Origin of the sequence: Streptacidiphilus sp. P02-A3a (genome assembly GCF_014084105.1) — a bacterium.
In the GTDB taxonomy this organism is placed as follows: domain Bacteria; phylum Actinomycetota; class Actinomycetes; order Streptomycetales; family Streptomycetaceae; genus Streptacidiphilus.
Window position 1 is genome coordinate 6,949,051 of the sequence record NZ_CP048289.1, and the last position, 24,803, is coordinate 6,973,853.

The 24,803-nt window shown below is 68.8% G+C and carries 13 protein-coding genes and 1 pseudogene; 6 read left to right on the forward strand and 8 right to left on the reverse strand.

The genetic code is table 11. The annotated features are described in order from the left end of the window. The first annotated feature begins 6 nt into the window (after window positions 1-6). Together GXP74_RS41950 and GXP74_RS29270 are read left to right on the forward strand one after the other, a co-directional pair. Window positions 7-528, forward strand: coding sequence for a hypothetical protein (locus tag GXP74_RS41950; RefSeq protein WP_182454243.1), 522 nt, complete (start codon window positions 7-9; stop codon window positions 526-528). Between the two features lie 60 nt (window positions 529-588). Beyond that, window positions 589-789, forward strand: coding sequence for a hypothetical protein (locus GXP74_RS29270; RefSeq protein ID WP_182454244.1), 201 nt, complete (start codon window positions 589-591; stop codon window positions 787-789). Between the two features lie 66 nt (window positions 790-855). Here the strand turns inward: GXP74_RS29270 and ftsX are convergent, their stop codons facing one another. From ftsX to GXP74_RS41670, 3 genes are all read right to left on the reverse strand, one after another. Further along, entirely contained in the window at window positions 856-1,773 is a 918-nt protein-coding gene (gene ftsX / locus GXP74_RS29275) for a permease-like cell division protein FtsX (RefSeq protein WP_182454245.1), read from the reverse strand. 221 nt (window positions 1,774-1,994) lie between these two features. Further along, window positions 1,995-7,058: a LamG-like jellyroll fold domain-containing protein gene (locus tag GXP74_RS29280; protein WP_182454246.1), complete on the reverse strand. Its 5,064-nt coding sequence runs from the start codon at window positions 7,056-7,058 to the stop codon at window positions 1,995-1,997. A 385-nt stretch (window positions 7,059-7,443) separates the two neighbouring features. After that, complete coding sequence (locus GXP74_RS41670; protein ID WP_182454247.1) at window positions 7,444-12,036, reverse strand: LamG-like jellyroll fold domain-containing protein; 4,593 nt, start codon at window positions 12,034-12,036, stop codon at window positions 7,444-7,446. Between the two features lie 22 nt (window positions 12,037-12,058). Here GXP74_RS41670 and GXP74_RS29290 point away from each other — a divergent pair, with 22 nt between their 5' ends. Next, window positions 12,059-12,370 (forward strand): hypothetical protein, encoded by a 312-nt coding sequence (locus tag GXP74_RS29290; RefSeq protein WP_182454248.1) that lies wholly within the window; start codon window positions 12,059-12,061, stop codon window positions 12,368-12,370. A 439-nt stretch (window positions 12,371-12,809) separates the two neighbouring features. On the opposite strand, the gene GXP74_RS29295 is transcribed toward GXP74_RS29290, so the two are convergent. After that, a complete protein-coding gene (locus GXP74_RS29295; protein WP_182454249.1) occupies window positions 12,810-13,154 on the reverse strand; it encodes a hypothetical protein in 345 nt (114 codons plus the stop codon). Window positions 13,155-13,390: 236 nt separating this feature from the next. Beyond that, on the reverse strand, window positions 13,391-20,014 hold the full coding sequence (locus GXP74_RS29300) for an RHS repeat-associated core domain-containing protein (protein WP_182454250.1): 6,624 nt from the start codon (window positions 20,012-20,014) through the stop codon (window positions 13,391-13,393). A gap of 682 nt (window positions 20,015-20,696) precedes the next feature. On the opposite strand from GXP74_RS29300, the pseudogene GXP74_RS42315 reads away from it, so the two are divergent. Continuing rightward, window positions 20,697-20,849, forward strand: a pseudogene (locus GXP74_RS42315) (transcriptional regulator); the annotation flags it as partial. 211 nt (window positions 20,850-21,060) lie between these two features. After that, on the forward strand, window positions 21,061-21,219 hold the full coding sequence (locus GXP74_RS29310) for a hypothetical protein (RefSeq protein ID WP_182456987.1): 159 nt from the start codon (window positions 21,061-21,063) through the stop codon (window positions 21,217-21,219). Between the two features lie 338 nt (window positions 21,220-21,557). On the opposite strand, the gene GXP74_RS29315 is transcribed toward GXP74_RS29310, so the two are convergent. From GXP74_RS29315 to GXP74_RS29325, 3 genes are all read right to left on the reverse strand, one after another. Beyond that, entirely contained in the window at window positions 21,558-21,947 is a 390-nt protein-coding gene (locus GXP74_RS29315; RefSeq protein WP_182454251.1) for a hypothetical protein, read from the reverse strand. A 232-nt stretch (window positions 21,948-22,179) separates the two neighbouring features. After that, complete coding sequence (locus GXP74_RS29320; RefSeq protein ID WP_182454252.1) at window positions 22,180-22,833, reverse strand: TetR/AcrR family transcriptional regulator; 654 nt, start codon at window positions 22,831-22,833, stop codon at window positions 22,180-22,182. Further along, window positions 22,826-23,656 carry an alpha/beta fold hydrolase gene (locus GXP74_RS29325; RefSeq protein WP_182454253.1) on the reverse strand — a complete coding sequence of 277 codons (831 nt, stop codon included), beginning with the start codon at window positions 23,654-23,656 and terminating at the stop codon, window positions 22,826-22,828. The genes GXP74_RS29320 and GXP74_RS29325 overlap by 8 nt, the downstream gene beginning before the upstream one ends. A gap of 327 nt (window positions 23,657-23,983) precedes the next feature. On the opposite strand from GXP74_RS29325, the gene GXP74_RS29330 reads away from it, so the two are divergent. Continuing rightward, a complete protein-coding gene (locus GXP74_RS29330; protein ID WP_225448278.1) occupies window positions 23,984-24,754 on the forward strand; it encodes an SDR family NAD(P)-dependent oxidoreductase in 771 nt (256 codons plus the stop codon). The last annotated feature ends 49 nt before the right edge of the window (window positions 24,755-24,803 follow it).

Here is a 24,803-nt window from a genome sequence, read left to right on the forward strand (position 1 = left end):
GACAGATTGAGCAGGCTGTCCGTACGCAGCAGAAGGTGCCTCGGTTGGATCTCGATCGCCGCCGCGCTGGGCGTGCTCACCGCATGCTCGTCCAGCACCGGCGGGGCGAGGAACGGGCTCACCGACGAGGGCCGGCCCACAGCCGAGTTGACCCGTGCGGTGCGGGCGTTGGAGTCCGCGCTGGACAAACGGGACCTGGGGGCGCTGCGCTCCATGGCCGCTCCGGACAACTCCATGACCTACTTCGACGAGACGGTGTCCGACTACGGCGGGCACCCCGTGCACGCCACCGACTACGAGAGCTCGCTTCCCGGAGAGGTGATGGTCGGCCTGACCGCTGACTGCGGGACCGGCCGGAGTGCCGAGTTCGGCATCGACTTCCTCTACCAGCACGGCGGCTGGCGTCCGGCCTTCGGGCCGGACGCCAGCCAGGGAAGCGCGGCCCCCGGGCCGGACTTCCCCTCCGCCCGGCTCCCCAGCGGTGCCGCCTCCGCCTCGGCGGGAACGGACGGGTGCCCGGTTCGGTGAACCGGGGGCCGGGCGGCGGCGTATGCACCGATGGGTTCACCGACGGGCTGAGGAGACGACATGTGGGTGCGCGGAGTGATCGGGTTGGTCCTGGTGGCGGTCGGCGGACTGTGGATCGCCCAGGGGTCCGGGGCGGTGCACGGCTCGATGATGAGCGGCCACAGCCGTTACGCCGCGCTGGGGGTGGTCGTGGTGCTGCTCGGCCTGGCCCTCATCGGCTGGGCCTGGCGAATCCGCGAGAACCGGCGCCCCCGGGCATAGCCGTGCCGTCCGGAGCTTGGCGCCGCTGCGCCGTCGCAAGGCCCGGGCGAAGGCCGCCGCACCCGGTCAGACCCGCAGGTACTTGCGCAGGGTCACAAAGGCCGCGAGGCCGGACATGCCGACGCCCAGGACCAGCATCAGCGGCATGGCCTGGAAGACCGGTCCCCAGCCGATGAAGGTGATCACATCGACCGAGGGAGCCAGGAACTGATCGATCATCAGTGACTTCACCAGCGCCAGCATGGCCGAGGCCAGCACCGCGCCGACCACCCCGGCGAACGCGGCCTCGGCGATGAACGGCAGCTGCACCGAGTAGTTGGACGCGCCGACCAACCGTTTGATCCCGGTCTCCCGCTTGCGGCTGAAGGCCGAGATGCGCACGGTGTTGGCGATCAGCAGCGTGGTCACCGCGAGCATGACCAGCATCACCGACAGCGCCAGCACCTGGGCCCCGTCCAGCAGTCTGAACAGCGGTTTCAGTACCTGGCTGTCGTCCTCCGCATGGCCCACCCCGGGCTGTCCGCTGACGAGTTCGGTGGCCGCGAGGTACTGCTGCGGGTCCTTCAACTTGATCTGCAGGTCGCCGTTGAAGGAGTCGGTCGAGGCGAAGCTGACCTCCGGGGAGTTGGCGTCCTCCTGCTTGTAGGAGCGGATCTCCTGCTCCGGGGTCTCGGTGTAGACCTTCTCGGTCAGCCCACTCTGCATCAGGCTGGCCTGCACCGCTGCCTTCTGAGCCTGCGTCGCCGGGCCGGTGGCACAGGATCCTGACTTGCTGTCGAGCGCGTCGTCCTTGGTGCAGAAGTAGACGCTCACCTCCACGCGTGCGGCCCAGTACCCCTGCATGGCGTCCACTTGGTCCCGCAGCAGGAGCGCGGCTCCGGCCAGGGCGAGGGACATGGCGGCGCTGATGACGACCGCGATGGTCATCGTCAGGTTGCGTCGCAGGCCGGTCCAGATCTCGGATATCAGGAACTGTGTGCGCATGACGTCCCGGTGCGTTGAGATGGAGCGTGACGAGCACCCACTCTAGGGCCTGTGGCGGAAGTGATGGTCACGGACCCGCATGAGGGGCCTTGGTGTGCCCCCATGCGCCAGTGCATCAACGCGGCACTCGGATTCCCGCGTTGTGGGCCGGCGTCGATCACGTTTCGGTGATCGACGCCGGTCCCGGTCGAGTCGCTGTGCGTCAGTGGGGCTGTGCCGTTCTAGGCGAAGTAGCCACTGCAGTCGACGACGAGGTCGATGGTCGCCGCGCTGTGGTTGTAGAGGCTGATCTGGCCGCCAGTGCTGGTGGGGGTGAGGGCCAGATTGGCCACTGTCTGGGCGGCGTTCCAGTTGAGGTTGGAGGTGGTGGGTTGGGTGGTTCCGGACTCGTAGGCGATGACGTTCCCGGCGTCGCTGTCGTCAGTGATGGTGAGCATGGTGACGAGCGTGGGCTGGGTCGCGGTGGTGACCTGCTGGGTGTCGGCCTGGTCGGTGGTGTAGGTGCCCCAGGCCGCGACCGGTGCGGCGGACGTGCCACCGGTGCCGTTTCGGGTGTCGACGAGCCGGGTCGGGCTGACGGCGTGGTAGGTCTGGCCGGTGGTGGACGTGGTGTAGTAGCCGGAGATGTCGACGATGACGGCGGCGGCGCTGCCGCGGTTGGCGATGGTGATGCTCCCTGTGCCGCTGAGGGGGATGTCGGCCGCCATGGAGGAGATGGCGTCGGCGGTGGAGTAGGTGAGGCTGGTCATCGCGGTCGGGTCGGAGCCGGTGGCGTACGCCTCCAGGTAGCCGCTGCCGGTCTGGCCGGCGGTGGTCAGGTTCGCTGCCACCGCCGTCGCGGTGCTGGGAACTCCGCTGTCGCCGGTGATCTGCAGAGTGAACGCGGTGTTGGCCGGAACCGTGCCGACAGCGGTCAGGCCGGTGGTGTCAGCCGTGCTGGCGCGGGTGTCCAGGGCACGTGTGGCGGTGGCCAGTGGGGTGTAGGTCTGGTCGCTGGTCAGGTTCGGGTCGCTGGTGAAGTAACCGGTGAGGTCGACGATCAGGGCGCTGGTATTGGCGGAACTGCCGGCCGTGTAGAGGTCGATCTCTCCGTCATTGCCGACGGGCACGATCTGGTAGCCGGTGACGGTGTCGTTGGCCGTGTAGTTGGTTGAGGAAGTGATGGGGCGTTGGGTTCCGTCCGCGTAGGCGGTGACGAATCCCGGGGCGTTCTGGTTGGTGGCGGTGACGTCGACGGCGACGGCGGTGACCGACGCCGGGATGGTGGCGGGAGCACCTGTGGTGGCCGGGGTGACGCTGTCGCCGGCGATCCGCAGCGGGACGACGGAGCCGCCTTGGACGGTGGCGGTACCGGCGGTCACCGCACCGTCGGTGTAGGCGACGTTGCTGCGGGTGTCCAGGATGCGGACGGGAAGGACGGACTGGTGGTAGCTCGCCGGTGTGTAGGGCTGGACGGGGGCGACCGCTGCGCCGTTCCAGGCCTGGACGTTCGCGATCTGACCGGTGTAGTAGCCGCCGCGGGCGCCGGAGTGGTCGCTGTCACCGATCTGGAAGTCACCGACGGCGCCGACAGGGGCGTGGGAGCCGGTGGCGACGTGGACGTCGTCGACGTACAGGTCCATGACCTGGGTGTTCGCGTTGTAGGTGGCCGTCAGGTGGGCCCAGGCCCCGAGTTGGACGGTGCCACCGACGATGTTGTCGAAGGTCCAGGCGCCGCCCGTGGTGGTGTTGAGGGAGAACTGCCAGCCGCTGCTGAGCGCGGACACGACCATGCCGGAGTTGGCGGCGGAGCCGGAACCGTCCTGCGACAGGACGGAGACGTTGTTGACGGTGGGCTTGACCCAGGCGGAGACAGTGAAGCTGCCGCTGAGCGTGAGCGCTGGGACGCTCGTGCTCAAGGAGCCGTTGCCGCTGCCGGTCAAGGTGACGTCGGGGGTGAACAGGTCCCCGGTGGTGGCGGTGACTCCGCTGTTGCCGGTGAGGTTCAGGGGGGTGCCGGCCGTGGTGTCGGCGGCGGTGGCGCCGGTGGTGTCGTAGTCGTTCAGCGGCCAGCTGTGTGTGGCGGTGGTGAGCGACTGGCCGGTCTGCGCGGCCAAGGTCGCGGTGGTACCGCTCAGGGACATCAGGTGGGCGGTGTCGGTGACGGTGCCGTTGCTGTTGCCGCTGACCGTCCACAGGTCCGGGGTGCCGTCGTTGTTGATGTCAGCCGCCTGCGACGTGGGCTGGCTGGTCGAGTCCCAGCCGGTGGCGGCCACCTCGATCGCGGAGAGGCCGGTGTCGGCGTCGCCGTTGCTGAGCGAGTCGTAGGCGAGGTTGTACAGGTTTCCGGCGCTGAGGTACCACAGCTGTCCGGCTGCGGGGTCCGAGCCGTTGCTGCTGGTGTCCCGGGCGAAGAGCACCGGCTGACCGTTGAGCAGCGTGCTCGCCAGGGTCCAACCGGTCCAGCCCGTGGTGCAGTCGGTGTTGGCGTTGGCGGTGTTCTGGGCCAGGCAGTACGGGTTCACGTCAGCGAGGTCGGTTGCCGTGTCGGCGCCCGGATAGCTGCCTTCGTCGACGTTGGAGGGTTCGTCGTAGAGGGAGCCGTTGATGACCAGGAGCAGGTCGGGGTAGCCGGTGACGGGGGCGCTGTTGACCGTGTTGTTCAGGCCCCCACCGTTGGCGATGGCGGTGGCGTAGTTCGTGGTCGTTGTGGTGCTGCCGTCGGCGTTGGTGGTGGTCGTGTTCTTCGTGAAGATGCTTGCGGCGTCGGTGACCGGGGTGGCGTCGATGGGGTTGAGGGTGCTGCCGTCCCCCTGGCCGGGGAGGATCTCACCGCTCACGGCGCCAGTACTGGCGTCGTAGCCGTAGTCGAGGACGTCGTTGAAACCGGCCCCGGTGACGAAGTGCCCGGTGATGGCCTGGGTGCCGTTGAACGAGGCCGCTGTCTGGCTGGTGGAGACGCCGTTGCCGTCGATGCCGATATTGCGCGCGGTCGTGTTGACCTGGCCTGTTCCGTTGCCCGCGGCCAGCCAGAGTCCGGGTGCCAGGCCGTTCTGGCCGCCGACGGTGAGCAGGTCGGCGTGGCCGTCACCGGTCATGTCGTCACTCGTGGCGGTCGCGGGTGGGCGGGCGATGAAGCGGAAGTCCTGGGTTTCCCCGATATTGCCGCCCACGCCGATCGCCGTCACCGTCAGGGTGTTCGTCTGCTCGGTCGGCTTGACCGAGATCGACGCGCTGTACGGGCTGGACGTGGGCGCCGGAACGCTGATCGGGTTGCCCCCGTTGAGCTGGTACTCGTAGCCGGTCGGGACACTGGTGTCGGTGTCGGTGTCGGTGATGGTGAACCCGGCGGCGGTGCCGTCGGTGCACAGTGCGTCGGTGCTGTCGGTGCTCAGGTCGCTGCACTGGCTGGTGCTGGAGGTGACGGCGGCGATGGTCGGTGCGCCGGGGGCAGTGGGGTCGTAGGAGAAGTGGCAGGTCACCGACTGCTTGCTGGCGAGCTTCTGGTCAGTGACGGTGAGGTACCAGGCGAACTCGGTCCTCGCGGTGAGGGCCTGGAAGGGGCCGGTGGCGCTGGTGTGGGAGTAGAAGGCCTCGGCGGTGGTGCCGCTGGTGGCGTTGACGGCCTGGGTGTAGGTGGCGTTGCTGGTGAGGTTCTTCAGGGTGAAGTCGGCGGTCAGCGGACTGATGGTGCCGTCGGGGTCGGAGACCGCGGCGCGCAGGGCCACGTCGCCCAGGCCGAGGACGGTCGGGCTACCGGCGGTGCAGTCGGTCGTGGGGCTGGTGGTGAGGGCAGTGGGGGTGATGGGGGCGTGGTCGTAGGTGGTGGTGATGGTGGCCTGCTTGGAGAACTGCTTCCAGGCGAGGTCGTTGCTCTCGTCGTCGGCACGCAGCCCGAAGGTGGCGTTGGACCAGTGGCCGTTGGCGGCGGCCTGCATGGTGGGCTGGATGTTGTAGGTGACGTCGCCGGGTCCGCAGGAGGTGGACCAGCCGTTGGCGACGTCGTCCGAGCCGAGTTTGCTGATCCAGGCGGGCTGGTTGTTCCAGGTCGTACCGGAGCTGATGCTCCCGGTCTGGTAGAGGTCGACGGGTTCGGCGGTGCAGGAGGCCGACCAGTTCTCGTAGAACGAGATGCTGGAGGACAGGACAGTGGCGTTCCAGACACCGCTGTGGACGCTGGTCTGGAAGAAGGAGCGGTTGGTGGAGACGTCCGAGGTCCAGTTGGTGTAGCCGACGTGCAGCGGTCCCGGCGTGGCTGCCGCGGGGTCGTAGAAGGAGGTCGAGGGCCACTCGCTGTCCACGGTCGCCCAAGCCTGGACGGTGTCGGTCTGTCCGGTGGGCACGAAGGTCGGGTCGATGTAGACCGGGTACACCGTGTCCTTCCCGCGCAGCACGGCGGTGGCGGCGGTCAGGTCGACCCGGCCGCCGCGGTAGGAGGCCCTGAGGCTGGCGTGGTGTGCGCCCGCACCCGGTCCGGTGGTGTCGGAGGCGACCGGGGTTCCGGTGTGGGCGTCGACGCTCTGACCGGTGGCCGGAGCGTTCGCCAACGGGGTCTTCGCGGCGAGCCGGGCGGAGTCCCACATCGTCGGCGCGGTCGCGGCGAACAGCGTCCGGCCGTGCGCGTCCTTGCCGGTGATGTCACCGGCCGCGTCGCTGGCCAGCGTCACTCCGCTGGTCTGTGTACCCAGGGCGAGGTCGGCGAGGGCGGGGTTGGCGGCGGCCTGGGCGTCCTTGACGACCAGGACCTCGCTGAACCCACCGCTGTCCTGCGCGGTGACGGCCAGGTCCACCCCCGGCAGCACGCTGCGGTAGGTGGCGGTCGCGCCGGACACAGTCGGGGTGCCCAGCCGGAAACCCGCGGGCAGGGACAGCGCGAGCCCGCCGTCGCCGGAGTGCATCGTTGCCAACGGCGCGTTGTTGTCGCCGCCGGACAGGCTCAGGGGGCTGGTGCTGCTCTTCGGGGAGAGGGTGCCGTCGGGGTTGCGGACCAGGGTCGCGTCCAGGTTCTGCCACTGACCGTGGACCAGCTTGCGCACCGGGGCCAGGTCCTGCGTCAGGGTCAGCGTCCCGTTCGGGTTGGCCGTCAGGGTCGATGTCGACGTCGTCTCCGCCGTCGCCAGTACTGGCTTCCCTGTCTGTCGCGCCCGCACCATCGCCTGGTCTTCACCGAGCCTGGACGAGGACGCGGACGAGGACGTGCCGGATGCCGTGGTCGCTGGTGCGGGTGCCTGTCCGGGAGCGGTGGCAGCGGCGGCGGGCACTGTGCCGACGAGGGCGGGCGCCAGCAGCGCCGAGGCTATGACCACGGCTCCTGCCCGCGCGGCGAGGCGTCGCGCTCTCGAACCGTACGCGGAATGCGGATTCTTCATGAGTTGTCTGCCTACCGGAGAGCCGAGGGAAGTAAGTGTGCGACGCACTTGCGGCGCTGGCGCCCCGTCAAGAGGAACTGTTCACCGAGTAGCGCACCAACCGTCGTCGCCCACCTGCAAGAACGCACTCGGACAGTGTGCGTCACGCGACAGCGACCCGATGTCCGAATCATCCTCATCTTGATCCATTAGCGGAGTCACCAAGTCCGCTTTCACGCCCTACTCTTACCCTCGCGGCCCTCAGGGCCCGCTGCTTCTCGGGTGGAGGGCGGGACCGGCGACGTGAGTGGTCGACCGGCCCGCCCTCCGGGGTGACCAGGGGTCAGGAACTCGTGTAGAGCGCCGTGACCGCGGCCTGGCCGAAGGCGGTGGGGTAGACCCGCACGTCGCTGACGCTGCCGTTGACCTGGCAGTAGGGGGTGGTGGAGCCCGCCGCCTCGATGGCGCCGATGGTGAGGGCCCCGCCGGGGTTGTACTGCGGGGCGGTGTTGGTGGTGGTACCGGCCAGCACGCCGTTGACGTAGAGCGCCTGGCTGCCGTTGGCCGCGTCGTAGGTCCCGACCAGGTGGGTCCAGGTGCCCGCGGTTGCCTTGGCGTCGACGGTGGGGAAGGTGGTGGCGGCGGTGTCGGTGGTGGTGGTCTGGAAGATCCATCCTCCGTTGCTGGGGTTCATACCGAGGTAGAAGGACTGGTGGTTGACGGTCCCCTGGCCGACGGCGATCTGGGTGTTGGTCAGGTTGTTGAGCTTGACCCAGGCGGAGACGGTGTAGCTGCCGGTGGTGACCACCGCGGGGGCGTTCGTGCGGATGATTCCGTCGGTGCCGTCGAACACGGCGGCCCCGTTGGCGTTGTTGGAGTGGTCCGGGCCGTAGCTGACGCCGCCGACGGCGGTGCCGGGGTTGGTGGAGGCAGTGTCGGTGGCGTTGCCTGCGGCGGTGAGCTGCCAGCGGTCGGATCCGGCGTAGTCGGTGTGGCTGGCCCACAGCACGTTGCCGTAGGCGTCGTAGATGACCAGGTTGCCGTCGGGCTGGAACAGCATGGCGTCACCGGCGTGGCCGCTGGTCCCGGTGGCACCGAGGGAACCGGTGTTGCCGAGTGCGGCGTCAGCGGCGTCGTCATAGCTGACCAGGTTGCCATCGCTCTGCAGCGTCAGTACCGCGTTGGGGTAGCCGGTCTTGCCCATCGTGTACAGGGGGGTGCCGGCCAGGTCCACGGTCAGCAGGCCCGCGTTGAACGTCATGGTGTCGGCGCCCAGGTTCCACTGGCTGCCGCTGGGGTAGGTACGGCCGTTCGACGGGAACAGGGTGGCGGTGGCGTTGGCGGCGTCGGTACCGGCCGCGAGCACCTGGGCCGGAGTCAGCGTCTGGTTCCACGTCTGGATCTGCGACACGTCGCCGTTGAAGTACGCGTTGCGGGCACCGTTGAGCAGGTCCTCGCCGACCTGGAAGTCACCGGTGAAGCCGGTGACCGCGGTGTGGGTCGCCTGCCCGTCGGGGACACCGTTGATGTAGAGCGTCATCTCGCCGGTCGAGGCGCTGTAGGTCGCCGTCAGGTGGGTCCACAGGCCCAGGTGGACGGGGATGTTGCTCTCCGCGCAGTCGGCGTTCCACGGACCGGTGTCGGTCTTGGCCAGGCAGAAGTTCCAGCCGGTGGCGCTGGCCAACAGCGCGAAGCCGGAGTCCTTCGACCCGTCCTGCGACAGGACCGCGTCGTCGGCCGCGACCACGGTCCTGGGGTCGGCCCACACCGAGACGGTGAAGTTCTGCGAGGTGGTGACCGCCGGAGCGGAGGCGTGCAGGGAGCCGCTGCTCCCGTCCAGGGACACGTCGGGGGCGAACAGGTCCTTGGTGTACCAGACCGCGCCGCCGGCGGAGCCGGTCAGCGGGAGCGCGGTGCCGTTGGTGGTGTCGGCGGCCGTGGCGACCGCGTCCGCACCGGCGTCGTTGAGGGGCCAGTTGTGGGTCTCGGTGCTGAGGGCCTGGCTGCTCTGGGTGGTCCAGGTGGCGGTGGTCCCGTTGAGGGTCATCAGGTGAGCGGTGACAGCGCCGGTCGCGCCGACGGTCCACAGGTCGGGCGTGCCGTCGCCGTTGATGTCGGCTGCCTTGAGGGTGGGCGCGGTGGTGGCGTCCCAGCCGGTGGTGGCGGCCTCGACCAGGCCGGTGGCGCTGGTGTCGACCGCCCCGTTGTTGCTGAGGTTGTCGGTCTCCAGGGTGTTGAGGACGCCGGGGGTGAGGTACCAGAGCTGACCCGCGGAGGGGTCGGTGCTGCTGGTGCCGGTGTCCCGGGCGAAGACCTCGGGCAGGCCGCCGGTGAGGGTGCTGGAGACGGTCCAGCCGTTCCAGCCGTTGGTGCAGGCGGTGTTGCTGTTCGCGGCGTTCTGGGCGAGGCAGTACGGGTTGTAGTCGGTCAGGTCGACCGCGGCGTCAGCGCCCGGGTAGCTGCCCACTCCGTCGTTGGACTGCTCGTCGTAGAGGGAGCCGCCCAGGACCATGAGCAGGTCGGGGTAGCCAGTGACGGTGTTGCCGTTGACGGTGTTGTAGAGGCTGCCGCCGTTGGCGACGGAGGTGGCGTACGACGGGGTCGTGGTGGTGGTCCCGTCGGGGTTGGTGGTGGTGGCGTTGATCGTGAAGACGCCGGTGGCGTTGGTGACGGGAAGGGCAGCGACGGGGTTGAGGGTGCTGCCGTCCCCCTGGCCGCGCAGGATCTCGCCGCTGACGGCGCCGGTGCCGGTGTTGTAGCCGTAGTCGAGGACATCGTTGAAGCCGACGCCGGTGGAGAAGTGGCCGGTGATGGCCTGGGTGCCGGTGAAGGACGTGGGGGTCTCGGTGGTGGAGACGCCGTTGCCGTCGATGCCGACATTCCGAGCGGTCGTGTTGAGCTGACCGGATCCGCTGGTGGTGGCCTGCCACAGACCGGCGGGCAGGGTGTTCTGTCCCCCGACGGTGAGCAGGTCGGCGTGGCCGTCGCCGGTCATGTCGTCACTGGCGGCCGTCGCCGGGGCCTTCGCGATGAACGCGACGGACTCCACGTCTCCGACGTTGCCACCCGCGCCGAGCGCGGTCACGCTCAGGATGTTCGTCTGCTCGGTCGGCTTCACGTAGATCGTCGCCGTGTAGGGGCTGGCCGAGGCGACGGTCGCGGTGGCCGGCGCGGCACCGTTCAGCTGGTACGCGTAGTTGGTGACACCCCCGGAGCTGTTGGTGTTGGTGTCGGTGATGGTGAAGGCGGTGGTGGTGCCGATGGTGCACAGTGCGTCGATGCTGTCGGTGCCGAGGTCGTCGCACTGGCTGGTGCTGGAGGTGACGGGGGTGATGGTGGGGGCGCCGGGGGCGGTGGGGTCGTAGGAGAAGTGGCAGGCGGTGCTGGGCTTGCTGGTGAGCTTCTGGTCGGTGACGGTCAGGGACCAGGCGAACTCGGTTTTGGCGGTGAGGGCTTGGAAGGGGCCGCTGGTGCTGGTGTGCGAGAACGCGGCCTCGGCGGTGGTGCCGCTGGTGGCGTTGACGGCCTGGGTGTAGGTGGCGTTGCTGGTGAGGTTCTTCAGCGTGAAGTCGGCGGTCAGCGGGCTGGTGGTGCCGTCGGGGTCGGAGACGGCGGCGCGCAGGTCGACGTCGCCCAGGCCGAGGATGGTGGGGTTGGTGGCGGTGCAGGTGGTGCCCGGGCTGGTGGTCAGCACGGTGGGGATGTTGGGGGTGTGGTCGTAGGTGGTGGTGATGGTGGCCTGCTTGGAGAACTGCTTCCAGGCGAGGTCGTTGCTCTCGTCGTCGGCGCGCAGCCCGAAGGTGGCGTTGGACCAGTGGCCGTTGGCGGCGGCCTGCATGGTGGGCTGGATGTTGTAGGTGACGTCGCCGGGTCCGCAGGAGGTGGACCAGCCGTTGGCGACGTTGTCCGAGCCGAGCTTGCTGATCCAGGCGGGCTGGTTGTTCCAGGTGGTGCCGGAGTTGATGGTGCCGGTCTGGTAGAGGTCGACCGGTTCGGCGGTGCAGGAGGCGGACCAGTTCTCGTAGAACGAGATGGTGGAGGTCAGCACGGTGGCGTCCCAGACGGCGCTGTGGACGCTGGTCTGGAGGAAGGACCGGTTGGTGGAGACGTCCGAGGTCCAGTTGGTGTAGCCGACGTGCAGGGGGCCGGGGGTGGCGGCGGCGGGGTCGTAGAAGGCGGTGCTGGGCCATTCACTGTCCACGGTGGCCCAAGCCTGGACGGTGTCGGACTGGCCGCTGGGAGTGAAGTTCGGGTCGATGTAGACCGGGTAGACCGTGTCCTTGCCGCGCAGCACGTTCGCGTCGGCGGTCAGGGTGATGCGGCCGGTGCGGTAGGCGGCCTTGAGGCTCGCGTGGTGGGCACTGGTCCCGGGACCGGCGGTGGTGGAGGCGATGGGGTTGCCGGAGTGGGCCTGCACGCTCTGGCCGGTGGCCAGGGACCTGACTCGGGCGGTGTCGGTGCTGGGCTGGGCGGAGTCCCACATGGTGGGGGCAGTGGCGGCGAACAGGGTGCGGCCGTGGGTGTCACGGCCGGTGATGTCGCCGGCCGCGTCGCCGGCGAGCGTGACCCCACTGGCCCGCGCGCCCAGCGCGAGGGTGGCCAGGGCGGGGTTGGCGGCGGCTCGGGCGCTGTCGACGACCAGGACCTCGCTGAACCCGCCGCTGTCCTCCGCGGTGACCACCAGGTCCACGCCCGGCAGCACGCCGTGGTACGTCTCGGTGGCGCCGGAGACCGTGGGTGTGCCGAGTGCGAAGCCGGTCGGCAGCGACAGGGCGAGCTCGCCGTCGCCGGAGCGCATGGTCGCCAGCGGTGCGCTGCTGTTGCCGCCGGAGAGGGTCAGCGGGCTGGAGCTGACCTTGGGCGACCAGGTTCCGTCCGCGTTGCGGACCAGGGTCGCGTCCAGGTTCTGCCACTGGCCGTGGACCAGCTTGCGCACCGGGGCCAGGTTCTGCGTCAGCGTGAGCGTTCCGTCCGGGTTCGCCGTCAACGTCGACGTCGACGTCGTCTCCGCTGCCGCCACCACCGGCTTGCCCGTCTGCCGCGCGAGCGACGACGCCGCATCCGCGCTCAAGGGCGAGGGCGAGGGCGAGGGCGACGCGGACGAGGAGGCGGATGCGAGGGGGGCCGGATGCGGTGTGGCGGCGGCTGCGGGCACCGTGGCGCCGAGCACCGGCGCCAGCAGCGCCGAGGCTATACCCGCGGCACCGGCCCGCACGGCGGACCGCCGCGCACTGAGGCCCTGCCGGGAACGTGGAATTCTCATCAACTGACTGCCTGTCGGATGTCCGGATCCAATATGAATGCGCGACGTACTGCCGCAGCACCAGATCCACACCAAAAGGCAGTTCTTACTGAGCAGCGTGCGAAGCGCCGCTGGCGACGGCTGCCATGCCGACGCATGGATTCGGACTGCCGGTAGGCAGCTGGAACCCCGCCTTCCTGCAAGAACACTCGCGACCAGCGCGAGCGACGTTACCGCGACCGATGTCCAGTTCCTCCCCCGTTGATCACTTTACGGAGCCAAGCCCTCCGCTTTCTTACGTGACTTTTACCGACGGAGGAGCGGCCCGGGGAACGACACTGGGGCTGCCGCAGAGATGCGGCAGCCCCAGTGGGCCTGGATGCCCAGGGCGACGACGCCGTCAGCCAATCGACCGAGGGGGCACTCGCCAGCGTCGCCAGGTTGAATCGTGGTACCCGGGCGCGGTCTCAGATGAACTCCAGGCCGTACGCGACGACGCCGACGACGACCATCAGGGCCACTGCCCTGAGGCCGATCTTCTTCTGGACGGCCGTATCGATTTCCACACCGGCGGGTACGCCCCTGATGGATGCCGACATGAGGATCCCGGCGGCGCACAGGCACAGCATGGCGTCGGCGTACAGCACCAGGCTGTGACGCATGGCTTCGTGCTTCGCCGAGCCGAAGGCCAACGCCACCAGGAATCCCACCGCAGAGGCCCCGAAGAGTCCGATGCGATTCTTGATGCCGATGGACGGGTGCCGGAATGTGAAGGGGAAGGCGACGGCCAGGAAAGCGGCGGCGAGCACCAACCAGGAAATGGAAACTGAGTCGACAGGACTGGCGAGGTACATATTGGTCCATGGGGGTGTTCGATTTCGAGGCGCCGTGGGCTGTATCAAGCCAATCGCTCGACCGAAACCACGGATTTAGAGATTCTGATATTGTAACACGGCTCGCCCGAAGCGGGGGTAAGAATGAATGCGGTCGATGGAGCGGTGGTGCACTGAGCAGGCCCAGTGCACCACCGCCGGGTTTACTCGCGTTGCTAGCAGCCAAAGTGTTCTTGGCAAAGCCCGTCCGCGCCGGCCAGTGCCCCGGGGAGCCCCATGCCGATTGCCGCTGCCCTGTTGATCAATTTCGCTGAGTAATGGCCGTTGCCCCAGCTGGATTTCTCGGCGTCTTCGCCCGCCCTGGTGATGACTCCGGAAATTCCGTCCTTCAGGAAAGGAGCCGCCTCTGCGATTTTCCCGGGTACGGCCCCCAGGCCGCCGGTCACGAGCCCGACGCCGAAGACCACGCCGTTCGCCTCGGCGTCCTGCATGTCACCGCCCGCCAGGTCGCTGACGGCCGCGGCTCCGGCCAGGCCGGTCGAAATGGCACCGGCAGCCGTGGCCACGGTGAAGCAGGCCTCCGCGAGAGGGCCGCAGAAGGGGGTCGCGATCGCAGCCGCGGCTGAGATGACGCCGGCCACGGAGCTTGCGTCCGAGAGGACCGACGCGGTCTCGCGGGCAAAGTGCTGGAAGGAACTGAACCATCCGCTCTGCGCCGCTGCGGCCGCCTTCTGCTCAGCCGCTATCTGTTGCTGGTCGGCCCGGTACTCCCGCTCGTAGTCCTGCTGTTGCTCGGCCTGGTACTGCTGCTCGCTGAGCGCCTGGTGGTGGTGGTAGATGATCGCGCCGTCGTCGTAGGACTGCCAGTCGCTGTGCGTCGCTTGGTAGTCGTCGCCAGGATGGCCGTCCACGACCTGCTGCCCGGTGGAGGTGGTGACGGTGCGCAGGGTGCAGGTGGGGTCATCGCCGCTGCATCCGCTCTCGTACAGTCCGGTCGGGTCCGATTGGTCGACGGGGTTGTCACCGGCGTAGCTGTATCCGTTCAGCTGCTGGCTGCTGGTCGCCTCGAACACCGGGTCGAGGCTGATGAAGCGCCCCAGAGTGGCGTCGTAGAAGCGTGCGCCGTCATCCGTCAGACCGGTGACCGGGTCCGTGGTCTTGTCGAGGAAGGTGCGGTTGTCGATCCAACTGGAGCTGACCCCGCGGGCGTTGCCGTACGGGTCGAACTGGCGCCAGGTGGGCGTCTGGGCCGTCGAGTCGAGGTACAGGGTGCTGGTGCCGTGCTGGTCGGCGATCTCGAAGTCGTAGAGACTGCCGGTGCCGGTCCGGACGATCGTCGTCCCGCCCGGGGCGCCGTAGTAGCGGACGCCCGTGGTGGTGGAACCGGCGACGGTGACCTGTTCGCTGCCGAGGTAGAGCGTGGTGCCGCTCGGGTCGACCTGGAGCAGCAGGTTGCCGTCGGCGTCGTAGACGTACGACGTGCTCGCGTTGGTCGTCGCGTTGGCGACCTTGGTGAGCTGGCCGTCGTTGTCCCAGCTCAGGGTCTGGTTCCCGGTGCTGGTGTCGCGGGTGGTGGTGTCGCCGGTGCTGTCGTAGCCGTAGCTGGTGGAGCTGGTGGACCCTCCCGTGTTCGTGGTGCCCGTGACCGTGTTGGGCTGGGTGCTGGAGTAGGTGTTGGTGGTGACGGTGTCGCTGGTGCCGCTGGTCAGGGAGTGCTGGTCCTGGGTCAGCCGGTTGCCGATGGCGTCGAAGGTCCAGCTGGTCCAGTACGTGCCGCCGGAGATGCCGTCACCGACCGTCGAGTCGTTGCCGCTCGTCGGTGTGGCCGCGCACTTGTCGGTCGCGGTCCAGGCCGCGGTGAGCCGGTCCAGCCCGTCGTAGCTGAAGCACTGGGTCTCGGCGGTGGTGCCGGAGCCGAGGCGGGCCTCGGTCTGCTGGGTGATGTTCCCGGAAGGGTCGTAGCTGTAGGAGGTGTCGTCGACGCTCGCCGGGGTGGTGGTGGAGCGGGTGACGAGCTGGTCGGTCAGGTTGCCTGTGTGCGGGTCGTAGGTGTCCGACACGGTGGCGAAGTCGCTGGTGGAGCCGCCGAGCTGGACCTGCGCCACCTGGTTGTAGGCGGAGTAGGTGGTGCCGTAGACGTAGCTGTAGGAGGTGGTGGCCAGGCCGTTGGGCATGTCCTGGTTGTTGTAGGTGTGGGTGACCGTCTCGGCCGGAAGGCCGCCGCCGAGGCCGTAGCCGTCGGTGAACAGCAGGCCGAGGACGCTGGTGTAGGTGTGCGTGATCTTCCACGTCTTGCCGAGCGTGGTGCCCTGCGCGCCGGACGGGATGATCGTCTCCTCGCCCAGGGACTCGCCGAAGACGTTGAACCCGACCGCCTGCTCCACATACGGGTAGCCGCCGGTGTACGACGTGGTCGTGGTGGTCTGCCCGATCGCGTCGGTCATGCCGGAGACGGCGTTGTTGGCGTTGTCGTACACCCAGGACGCCGTCTCGTTGCCGGGCGACGTGGTGGAGGTGTAGGCCACCTGCCCCGAGGACGGCGCGGCGAACTCGGCCGTCTTCCGGTCGAGCGCGTCGTAGGTGTACGAGGTGTAGTCACCTCGGGAGTCCTCGGTCTGCAACAGGTTGCCGTCGGCGTCGTAGGCCATGGTCGTGGCACCTGCGGTCGCGTCCGACTTCGAGACGGCGTCACCGGCCAGGTCGTACGTCGTGGTCCACTTGTCGCCCTTGGCGTCGGTGGTCGTCGACTGCTGGCTGTGGCCGTCGTACCCGTACGTGGTGGCTGTCGTCGTGCCACCGGTCAGGTAGAAGATCCCGGTGGTCGTGTTGGACGGGGTGGTCAGGGTGGGCGCGGTCGAGTAGTCGTCCACCTCGACGGTGCGCCCGAGGGCGTCGGAGCGCGTCGCCTTGACCACGCCGCCGGTGGGCGGGATCACGGTCGTGGTGTCGCCGTTGTACACCGTCGTCGTGGTGGTGACCACGACGCCGTTCTTCTCGGAGGTGTCGTAGACCTGCCGTCCGAGGCCGTCGTAGGTGTAGACGTCCTGCTGGGCGACCTGGTTGTCGGCCACCGACACCAGCGCGAGCGTCGGTGTGGTGGTGGAGTCCCAGTAGTCGGTGTTCCTCTTGGCGACCCATCCTCGCGAGTCGTAGAAGGTGTCGTCGATCAGACGTCCACCCTGCGGGGTGTAGGTCTGCGTCTGGCGCGGCCGGCCCAGCGAGTCGTTGATGGTGACCGAGGTCAGGTAGCCGCTGTTGTCGTTGAGGGTGTTGGTGACCACGCCGGAGATCGACTTGTTCGACTCCGTGTAGGTGTTGGTCACGTTGGCCAGACTGGTGGTCGGGCGCGAGTCCTTCCAGACCGAGGTGACTCGGCCCAGTGCGTCGTACTGCGTGGTCGTGACGACGCCGTTCACGTCCGTCGACGTGAGCTGCAGGTTCCGCTCGGGGTCGAAGGTGACCGAGCTGGTGTGCGCGACGCCGTTCACGGTCGGCTGGGTGAGTGTCTGACCAGTCGTCAGACCGGCCGCGTTGACCGTGTACCCGGTGCTGGTGGTGTTGCCGTTTCCGTCCGTGGAGCTGGCGACGCGGTGGTAAGTCCCGTCGTAGGTGTTCTGCGTCTTGGTGCGCCAGGTGAACGCGCCGCCGCTGTAGCCCGTCGCGACCCGGGTCATGGTGGCCAGACCCAGGGTGGGCGCGGCCTTCTGCGGGAAGGCGGTGGCGAAGGTCGGGTCGTCGTAGAACGTCTCGGTGGCCTTCACGACCTGGTCGGGCCGGGTCACGCCGGCGGGCGCGCCGAGGGTGTTCAGGCCGTTCGGGACCGAGGGGACCGAACCCTCGGTGAAGCCGGAGCACGCTACCGAGTCGGTCTCGGAGCTCGCGGGCAGGCCCACCAGGTTGAGGGTGGTGTTCGCGGGTGCGTAGGCCGTCGCGGTGCACTGGTCGTACGCCGGGTTGACCGGCACGGAGTGCGTGTAGAGATAGGTCGGCAGACCGAAGTTCGCGTCCGACGGGTTGGCGTCGTAGCTGCTGTCCGTCTCGCCGTAGCGCCACGAGACGGTGCCGCCGTCGGTCAGTCGCTGCCGCGTCCACTCCTCGGCGGTGCCGGTGGTGTTGGCGGTCAGGTCCGGCAGGCCGGAGCGGGTCCGGGTCGCGGTGGCCGGGGAGACCCAGTAGGAGTAGATGGCCGAGTGGTCGACTCCGCCTCCGTCACCGAGGTAGGAGGTGGACTCCAGCAGCTTCCCCGCCAGCTGGTCGGAGTCGGTGTGGGTGCCGCCCTGCGAGTCGGTCAGCGAGACGCTGCGGGTGGAAGTCGGGGAGAGCCAGTCCCCGTCCATGCCCTGGTAGTAACTGTTGACCTGCTCGGTCCTGGCGTCGCTCGCCCCGTTGCCGGTGGTGGTCGTCACCTGCTGGTAGCCGCGGAACTCGCCCCAGGTGCGGTACTTGGCCTGGGTGGTCTCGTCGTCGTCGTAGTGCCAGGCCGGGCCCGCGTACGAGTAGTCGGTCTCCAGGGCCTCGGAGCCACCGGTGGTGTCGGTGTCCAGCACCTCGCTGACCGCGTACTTGTTGAACCAGTCCAGCATCGGGCTGATGTAGCCCTGCGGCGTCCAGTACTCCGGGATGCAGGAGCCGGCGTTGGCGGACGGGTTCGCCGAGGTGTTGCACGCGAACGGCAGCGTGTAGGAGACGCCGATGTTCTCGCCGGTCTCGGTGGTGATGTCGGTGATCCGGTAGCGGAACATGCCCGGGTAGGTGGACGTGCTCACGCGGTTCTCCAGCGCGGAACCCGTGAAGGTGACCGGCGGAGTGGTGATCGGCGAGGTCGAGCCGCCCGCCGTGGTGTCGGACGCGGTGCGCTGGACCGTGGAGAGCCACAGGGTGGCACTGGTGGCGTCACCGGTGTTCGGCTCGGTCTGGGTCAGCGCGTAGGTGTCGACGGTGACGTAGCCGCTCGACGCGACGGAGTACTGCTCGGTCGTGATCGAGGCCAGTCGGACCGTCGAGAAGAACGACGGGGCCTGGTTGCCGCAGGTCGCCCCCGAGCCGCAGATCAGGTCGAACGGGACGTCCGGGTAGTACGCGGCGTTCGCGGACGTCTCGGACGTGCCGCAGTTGGCGCTGGTCGAGGTGCAGCGCCCGGCCGTGTTGTAGACGACCTTGTCCGGGACGGTCCCGTACGGGCCGGTCGCGGTGGTGAAACCGTAGTCCACGTGGGCGAGGTAGGAGTCGCGGGTGTACTGGACCGAGGACGAGCCGTTGTCCGCGCCGCCGTAGGCCGCGTAGTAGTTGGTGTCCTGGTTGTAGTAGTAGGCCATCGCGGCGCCGGTCACGGTGGTGACGTAGTCCAGGTGCCACTGGTAGGCCATGGTGCAGTAGCTGCTGGCGGCCGTGGAGTTGTAGCAGGGGTCGCCGGAGTGCGCGGCGTAGACCCGCTCGCTGTCCACCGAGTTCGTGGTGGCCTTGCCCGAGGCCCAGCCCGGCAGCTGGTTGCGGCCGAAGTAGTAGGTGGTGCCGTCGCGCTCGGTGATCACCCAGTACGAGGTGTCGTAGGTGCCTGAGCCGTTGTTCGAGCCGGTCACCTTCTGCACCGTGGCGCCGTTGTCGTCCGAAAGGCGGTACTTGCCGGTGGAGGCGTCGTAGACGATGGAGGTCGAGGACCCGTTCAGCGACAGCGTCAGGATCGGACCGGCGTAGCACTCGTCGTTGGTGGTGACGGAGCCCGCGCTGCCTTCCGGAGTGTCGTCGCAGGGGGTGAACTGCTGGTTGATGGAGGACTCGTCCGTGCTCCATCCGTCGCCGACCCAGGAGGACTGCGCCTGCGTGACGGCGGTCTTGCCGTCCACGCTGCCCGAGTCGTAGGAGAGCGAGGCGTCCGGGGCCAGCGGGGTCGAGGCCGCCGGAACCTGCACGTCGTAGGTGTAGGTGAAGCCACCGGACGAGCCGGACTGCGCCCAGGACCCGGCCGAGGACAGGGTCGAGGCGTAGCTGCCGCCCGCGCCGCCCTCCTGGCCGGTGGAGTCGGTCGCCGCGATGACCGTCGCCGCGCCCGAGGTGGACGCGGCTTCGGCGGTCACCGCCTGCGGGGCCCGCGCCGTGTACACGGCGGACGACACGTCAGCCGTCCGCGTGCCGGGGCTGGTGGAGTACGCCGCGTCGACGGCACCGCCGGAGGAACCGAGGCTGATCACCGCCGAGACGCTGGAGGACTTGGCGTCGGTCATCGACGCCAGCGGCGTCTCGACACGACACTTCGCCAGCTGCGGGGTCGTCAGCGCACACGCGGGCAGTTCGACCAGGTGCAGACGAAGGGCGTAGTTGCCGCCGAGCGACTGGCTGAAGGCGCCGTAGTCGAGGCCGACCCGGACGTTGCCCTTGCCGTGCGGCGTACCGCTGGTGTCCGACAGCGTCCACACCGGACCGGACACGCCCAGCCGGGCCGACAGCGTACGGGACTGGACGCCCACGCCGAGGGCGGTGGGCCCGCTGTAGCCGCCGTGCGCGGGGGCAACCGCTTGGGCCCACACGGGAGTCCCGGTCGCGACGGACGCCGGACCGGAGGCCGACGCCCTGGCGCCGGGCGTACCCAGGGCGAGCGCCCCTCCCGCGGCCGCGGGCCAGGCGGTGTGCGACGGGACGAACGTGCTGTCAGCGGCCTTCGAGGTGTGCACCTCCTTGACCGGGACGCGTGTCAGACCCGTGACGGACTTGCCCAGATCGGGCTGCACCTTCACCTTGCCGCTGGTCACCGGGGTATGGGAGGCGGGGAGCGCACTGGCGCTCTGCCCGAAGACCAGACCGATGCCGACGGCCCAGGCGGCGATCACGGCACTCCACGCCATGAGCCGAAGCCGTATTCGTCTCCTTCGGGCGCGTATCGCCCCGATGTCCCGCCCCGCCCGCTGTCGCAGCATGGCTTGGCTCCCTCCGCTGTGTGCGTACAGTCGTGATCCCGCGGAGGGACGCAGCGATAGCTCCCCCCGTGGATTCCGTCATTCAACCCCCAAAGGAATACCGGAGCCTGAGGGCGAATCCGGTAAGAGCGAGTGATGAAAACGGAGGCTCGGACTCCGCTAATGGATCAAGAAGTGGATGAACCGGACATCTGTCCGATGTGATCCAATGCACACTGAGCTGACGCCATACATGCAGGCCAGTAGGGTTCGATCGCGACGAGGAGGCCGTGCTGACCGTGCGCCGCCGGGCCGATGACCCCCGGGGGCGCGGACGATCGACCCACCAACGGGTAAGGAAGGCTTTTTGACTGGCAGTTGCCGACTGCTGGTCTGTCGCACACCTACTATGTACGCCGGATATCCGACAGCCAGTCAGTCATTGCGAGCACCACGTTCCCACCAGGCCGGGCGCTCCGACCAGTCGAAGGCCATCGAGATACTCGCGGCCGGGCGGGACGGACTTCGGCCGGATTCAGCCGCGGCCGCCGGACCCGCCCAGGATTCCGGTTGGGCAGGCCCGCGCCGAGCAGGGCCAGGATGAAGCCAAGGTGGGACCCTGATCGCGGGCCTGCGCTCCACGGTCGGACCCGGGGTCGAGGACCCGCACCCGAGGGAAATGGTCGGTGAACTCGCCGTCAGAAGCCCCGCATCTGCCCGCACCTGGTCCCGGCACGACGTGCGCCCGCTCTCGGGCGGCGGCACCCACCACATGCACCACCCCACCGTAGGCGACCCTCGCACCCTGGCAACCCTCGCGTTCGCCGGGACCCGCCCCGGCCCCGCCGCCGCCATCGACCAGGCCATGCGCCTGCTCGACCAGGGCTGGACCACCACCACCTTGGGCTGGGCGGCGAGTACCCGGCTACGGTGCGACCACGGCACAAAGGGTCTCGCCCCTGGTACTCGCCGCGAGCTGCGGGTAGAAGAGCCCTATGAGGTCACTCTTCGTCGCGTTGTACGTGCTGGCCATGGTGGCGGTCATCGTGGGTGTGGACGTGTTTTTCCTGCGCAACCGGTTCGGTCCGCGACTGGCCGTCAACATCGGCGTTGTCGCCGTGTTCGCCTTGGTGTATCTGGTGTTCCTGAGGTAGGCCGCCGTGCGCGGTCCCCGCCGACCCAGCGGACCAGGTCCGGGAACTGCGCCTGGCGCTGCCGGAGGTGACGGAAGGCTGGGTCCGGGCCTGCCGGACGGAGCAAGCCACCCCGCTCCGCGCTGGGCCCGACCCAATCAGCGACCCCGGCCGATTCGCCCACCTCGGCATACGCCGACACGACCCACCCACCGACCCGCTGGTCCCGCTGGTCCCGCTGCCGCTGAACGACGACGACATCGGCAGGCTCGATCTGGTCCTGGCCAGACCCACAGCCTCCCCCTGAGGCGTCCAGCACCCGTCGCGGCGGCGACAGCCGTGGGGTTCGCGTGTGGCAGTCACTGATGGGTCGCGCTCAACAGGTGGCGCCAGCGAGGTAGCTCGGTGAATGGCACGATCAGGCACAGCAAGGTCACCGTCGCGGCGGTCCAGGTGGGCCACAGCACCCATGCAGCCGCCGTCGCCGCCACCAGCTGTATCAGGACCAAGAGGATGGTGACGATGCCCGGCACGGCGACGGGTGCGTCACCGCCGGGCCGGTCGCCCGGGGTGCTGAAGATGGTGGGCAGACCGATGAGCAGCACGACGGCGCCGATCGCCAGCGCGATGGAGTGCGGCCAAAGGGCCCAGGGGGTGGACACCCAGGCGATCAGTTCAGTGGCGAAACGCAGGCCGCCTCGGAGGTTGTCGTGCCCGGGTCGTTTCGGCTCGCTCTTCGTGTCGATCATGATGCCCGCCTGTGGTTGATCAGCGCGACTGGGCGCTGAGGGTCCGGCCTGGAGCCGAGGGGAGTGGTGGCGGCCTACAGGCCGTGATCGACAGGCGATCGCTTGGGTGAAGCCGGCGTCGATGTCGGCGTCGATGTCGGCGTCGAGCTGGACAAGGGTGGCTGCCTCAGGCGTCGCGAAGCCGTGCGGCGCGGTGAGGGCCTGCGGTGCTGCGGGTAGCGGGTGGTCGCTTTCAGTCGGGGGTCGTCGTCCCTGTTCCGTGATACCGGTGCTCGGACGGGTGTGGGTCGTCGTGGTCGCCCTTCGGGGAGGTGGAGTGGCCGAGTTGGTCGGCCTGCAGACCGGTGATCAAGCTCTCGATGAGGAAGTGGTAGCTGCGGGTGACGTCGCGGGTCAGACCGAAGCCGTCGGCGGCTTCGAGGGCGGTGAAGCCGTGGATCGCCGCCCGTAGCGATCGGGCGGCGTCGACGATACGGGCGTCGTGCAGCTTGAAGCCGCCAAGGACGTCGTACAGGACCTGCACAGCTTCGTTGCTCACACGCCGGTCCTCCTCGTCATCGTCTGCGGGTGCGCGAACGGTGGCGGCGTGGCGGCCGGGGTGGTCGAGGGCCCAGCGGCGGTAGGCATCGGCGAACGCGCGGACCGCATCGGGGCCGTACTGGCCGACGGCTGCCCGGGCCACCGTGTGCGTGAGTTCGCTCTTGGCTTGGATGGCGATGCCGCGACGAAGGGCGTCCAGGGAGTCGATGTGCTTGTAGAGCGAGGGTGTCCGCACGCCGAGCCGCTCGGCCACCAGGCCCATGGTCAGGTTGGCGAAGCCGACTTCGTCGGCGAGCCCCGCCCCGGCGTCGATGACCGCGGCTGGAGTAAGGCCCGCCCTAGGCACGGGCGTTGGCCTGCAGGAAGGCGATCACGAGGGACGCCACTTCGTCGGGGTGCTGCACGTGCGGGTAGTGGCCGGCCCCCTCGATCATCGTGAGGCGGGCGATTCCGGTCGGCATGGCGGCCACGATCGCCTCGCCCTCGGCTTGCGGGTCGGCCCAGTCGGGGTCGAGCGAGCCTTCGACGATCAAAGCCGGGCAGTGCACGTTCGCCAGTTGAGCGCCGGCGTCGGCCGGTGCGGCCTGGGTCATCTTCTGCAGTGCCTTCATCCGGCCGGGCTCGCGCAGCATGGCATCGATCCGGGCGAGGTCGGCGGTCCAGTCGGCCGGCTTCTTTCCGGGACAGGCGAGGCCGAGGTAGCTCTTCCAGGACGCCAGGCTGCCGAGCATGGTGCCGATCATGCGGACCGTGCCCTTGCGGTAGCGGCTGACCCGCAGGTCACCCAGCTTGAACGTCTGCTTGCGGGTGAACGGTGCCAGTTCGACGATGCCGGTGACCAGGTCGGGAGCCTGGGCGGCCACGATGGTGGCGGCACCGCCGGAGATCGAGTGGCCGACCAGTACCGCCGGACCTCCGAGTCGGCGGATCACCGCGATCAGATCGCCGGCGATGTCGGTGCGGGTGTAGGACGGCCACTGCGCGCTCGACTCGCCGCAACCGCGCAGGTCGACGACCGCGACCCGGTAGCCGGCCTCGACCAGTCGCGGCGTGACGAATCGGTATGCGTCGCGGTTGTTGCCGATGCCCGGGACCAGGACGACCAGCGGCCCCCCGCCGGTCACCTCGTAGGCGATCTTTCCGTCGTCGACGGTGAGGTATTCAGTCATTGCCGTGCTCCAGATTGCTAGATGCGTTAGCTTTAAGCTAATGGCATTAACCACGCCTGTCAAGATCACCCTGCGCGCACCGAGGCCGACCCTCCCGGGCGGCGTCTGCGGACTGCGCCTCCTGTCCCGCTCGGAAAGTCATCGCTACAGCTGAGCGATGTTGCCGGTACAACGCCCACCGCGAACGGGCGATCAGAACCGTCCGCCACGAAGCCCTCGACCACGTCCTGGATGACTGATGGCAAGGGGTTTCACGGGTTGGTGGCCTTCAACGTCACGTCCGAATGCCGCCAGTCATCGGATGACCTCGTCTGTTGAATGGCCCTCATGAACAAAGCCAAAACCCTGACAACCAAAACGGCCCTGGTGACCGGCGCGAGCCGGGGCATCGGGCGTGCCACGGCTGAACGATTGGCCCGCGACGGTGCGCTGGTAGCAGTACATTTCGCCCGGAACGACGCTGCGGCCAAGCACGTTGTCGCCGACATCGAAGCCGACGGCGGCCAAGCCTTCGCCGTTCGTGGTGACCTCGGATCGACCGACTTTGCCGCCCTCCTGGACGACGTGGACGCGGGCTTCGCCAACCTCGGCGCTCCCGCCGGACTGGACATCCTCGTCAACAACGCCGGCACGACCGTCATGAAGGGCGTCGACACCATGACGCCCACGGAGTTCGACACCCTCTTCGCCACCAACGTGCGCGCCCCGTTCTTCCTGGTCCAAGGCGTCCTCGACCGGCTGCACGACGGCGGCCGCGTCGTCAACCTGTCCTCGGCCGTGACCCGGATCGCGATCCCCGACATCCTGGCCTACACCATGACCAAAGGCGCCATCGACACCTTCACCCGCGTACTCGCCCAAGCCCTCGGCCCGCGCGGCATCACCGTCAACGCCGTAGCCCCCGGCTATGTACTGACCGACATGAACGCCTGGCTCATCGAAAACCCCGACGGCCAGCGCGAAGCCTCGTCCAACGTCGCTCTCGGTCGCATCGGCCGCCCCGCCGACATCGCCGACGTCGTCGCCTACCTCGTCAGCGACGACGCCCGCTGGATCACCGGCCAAACCCTCGACGCCAGCGGCGGCACCGCCCTCTAACTTGACTCTGTCGGTGATCTTGGTGCTTCCCGGTGTGCGAGCGTGATCG

Coding starts and splice junctions, on each gene's coding strand:
- GXP74_RS29270 (WP_182454244.1), top strand. CDS start 589: ATGTGGGTGCGCGGAGTGATCGGGTTGGTCCTGGTGGCGGTCGGCGGA.
- ftsX (WP_182454245.1), bottom strand. CDS start 1,773: ATGCGCACACAGTTCCTGATATCCGAGATCTGGACCGGCCTGCGACGC.
- GXP74_RS29300 (WP_182454250.1), bottom strand. CDS start 20,014: ATGGCGTGGAGTGCCGTGATCGCCGCCTGGGCCGTCGGCATCGGTCTG.
- GXP74_RS29310 (WP_182456987.1), top strand. CDS start 21,061: ATGAGGTCACTCTTCGTCGCGTTGTACGTGCTGGCCATGGTGGCGGTC.
- GXP74_RS29315 (WP_182454251.1), bottom strand. CDS start 21,947: ATGATCGACACGAAGAGCGAGCCGAAACGACCCGGGCACGACAACCTC.
- GXP74_RS29325 (WP_182454253.1), bottom strand. CDS start 23,656: ATGACTGAATACCTCACCGTCGACGACGGAAAGATCGCCTACGAGGTG.
- GXP74_RS29330 (WP_225448278.1), top strand. CDS start 23,984: ATGAACAAAGCCAAAACCCTGACAACCAAAACGGCCCTGGTGACCGGC.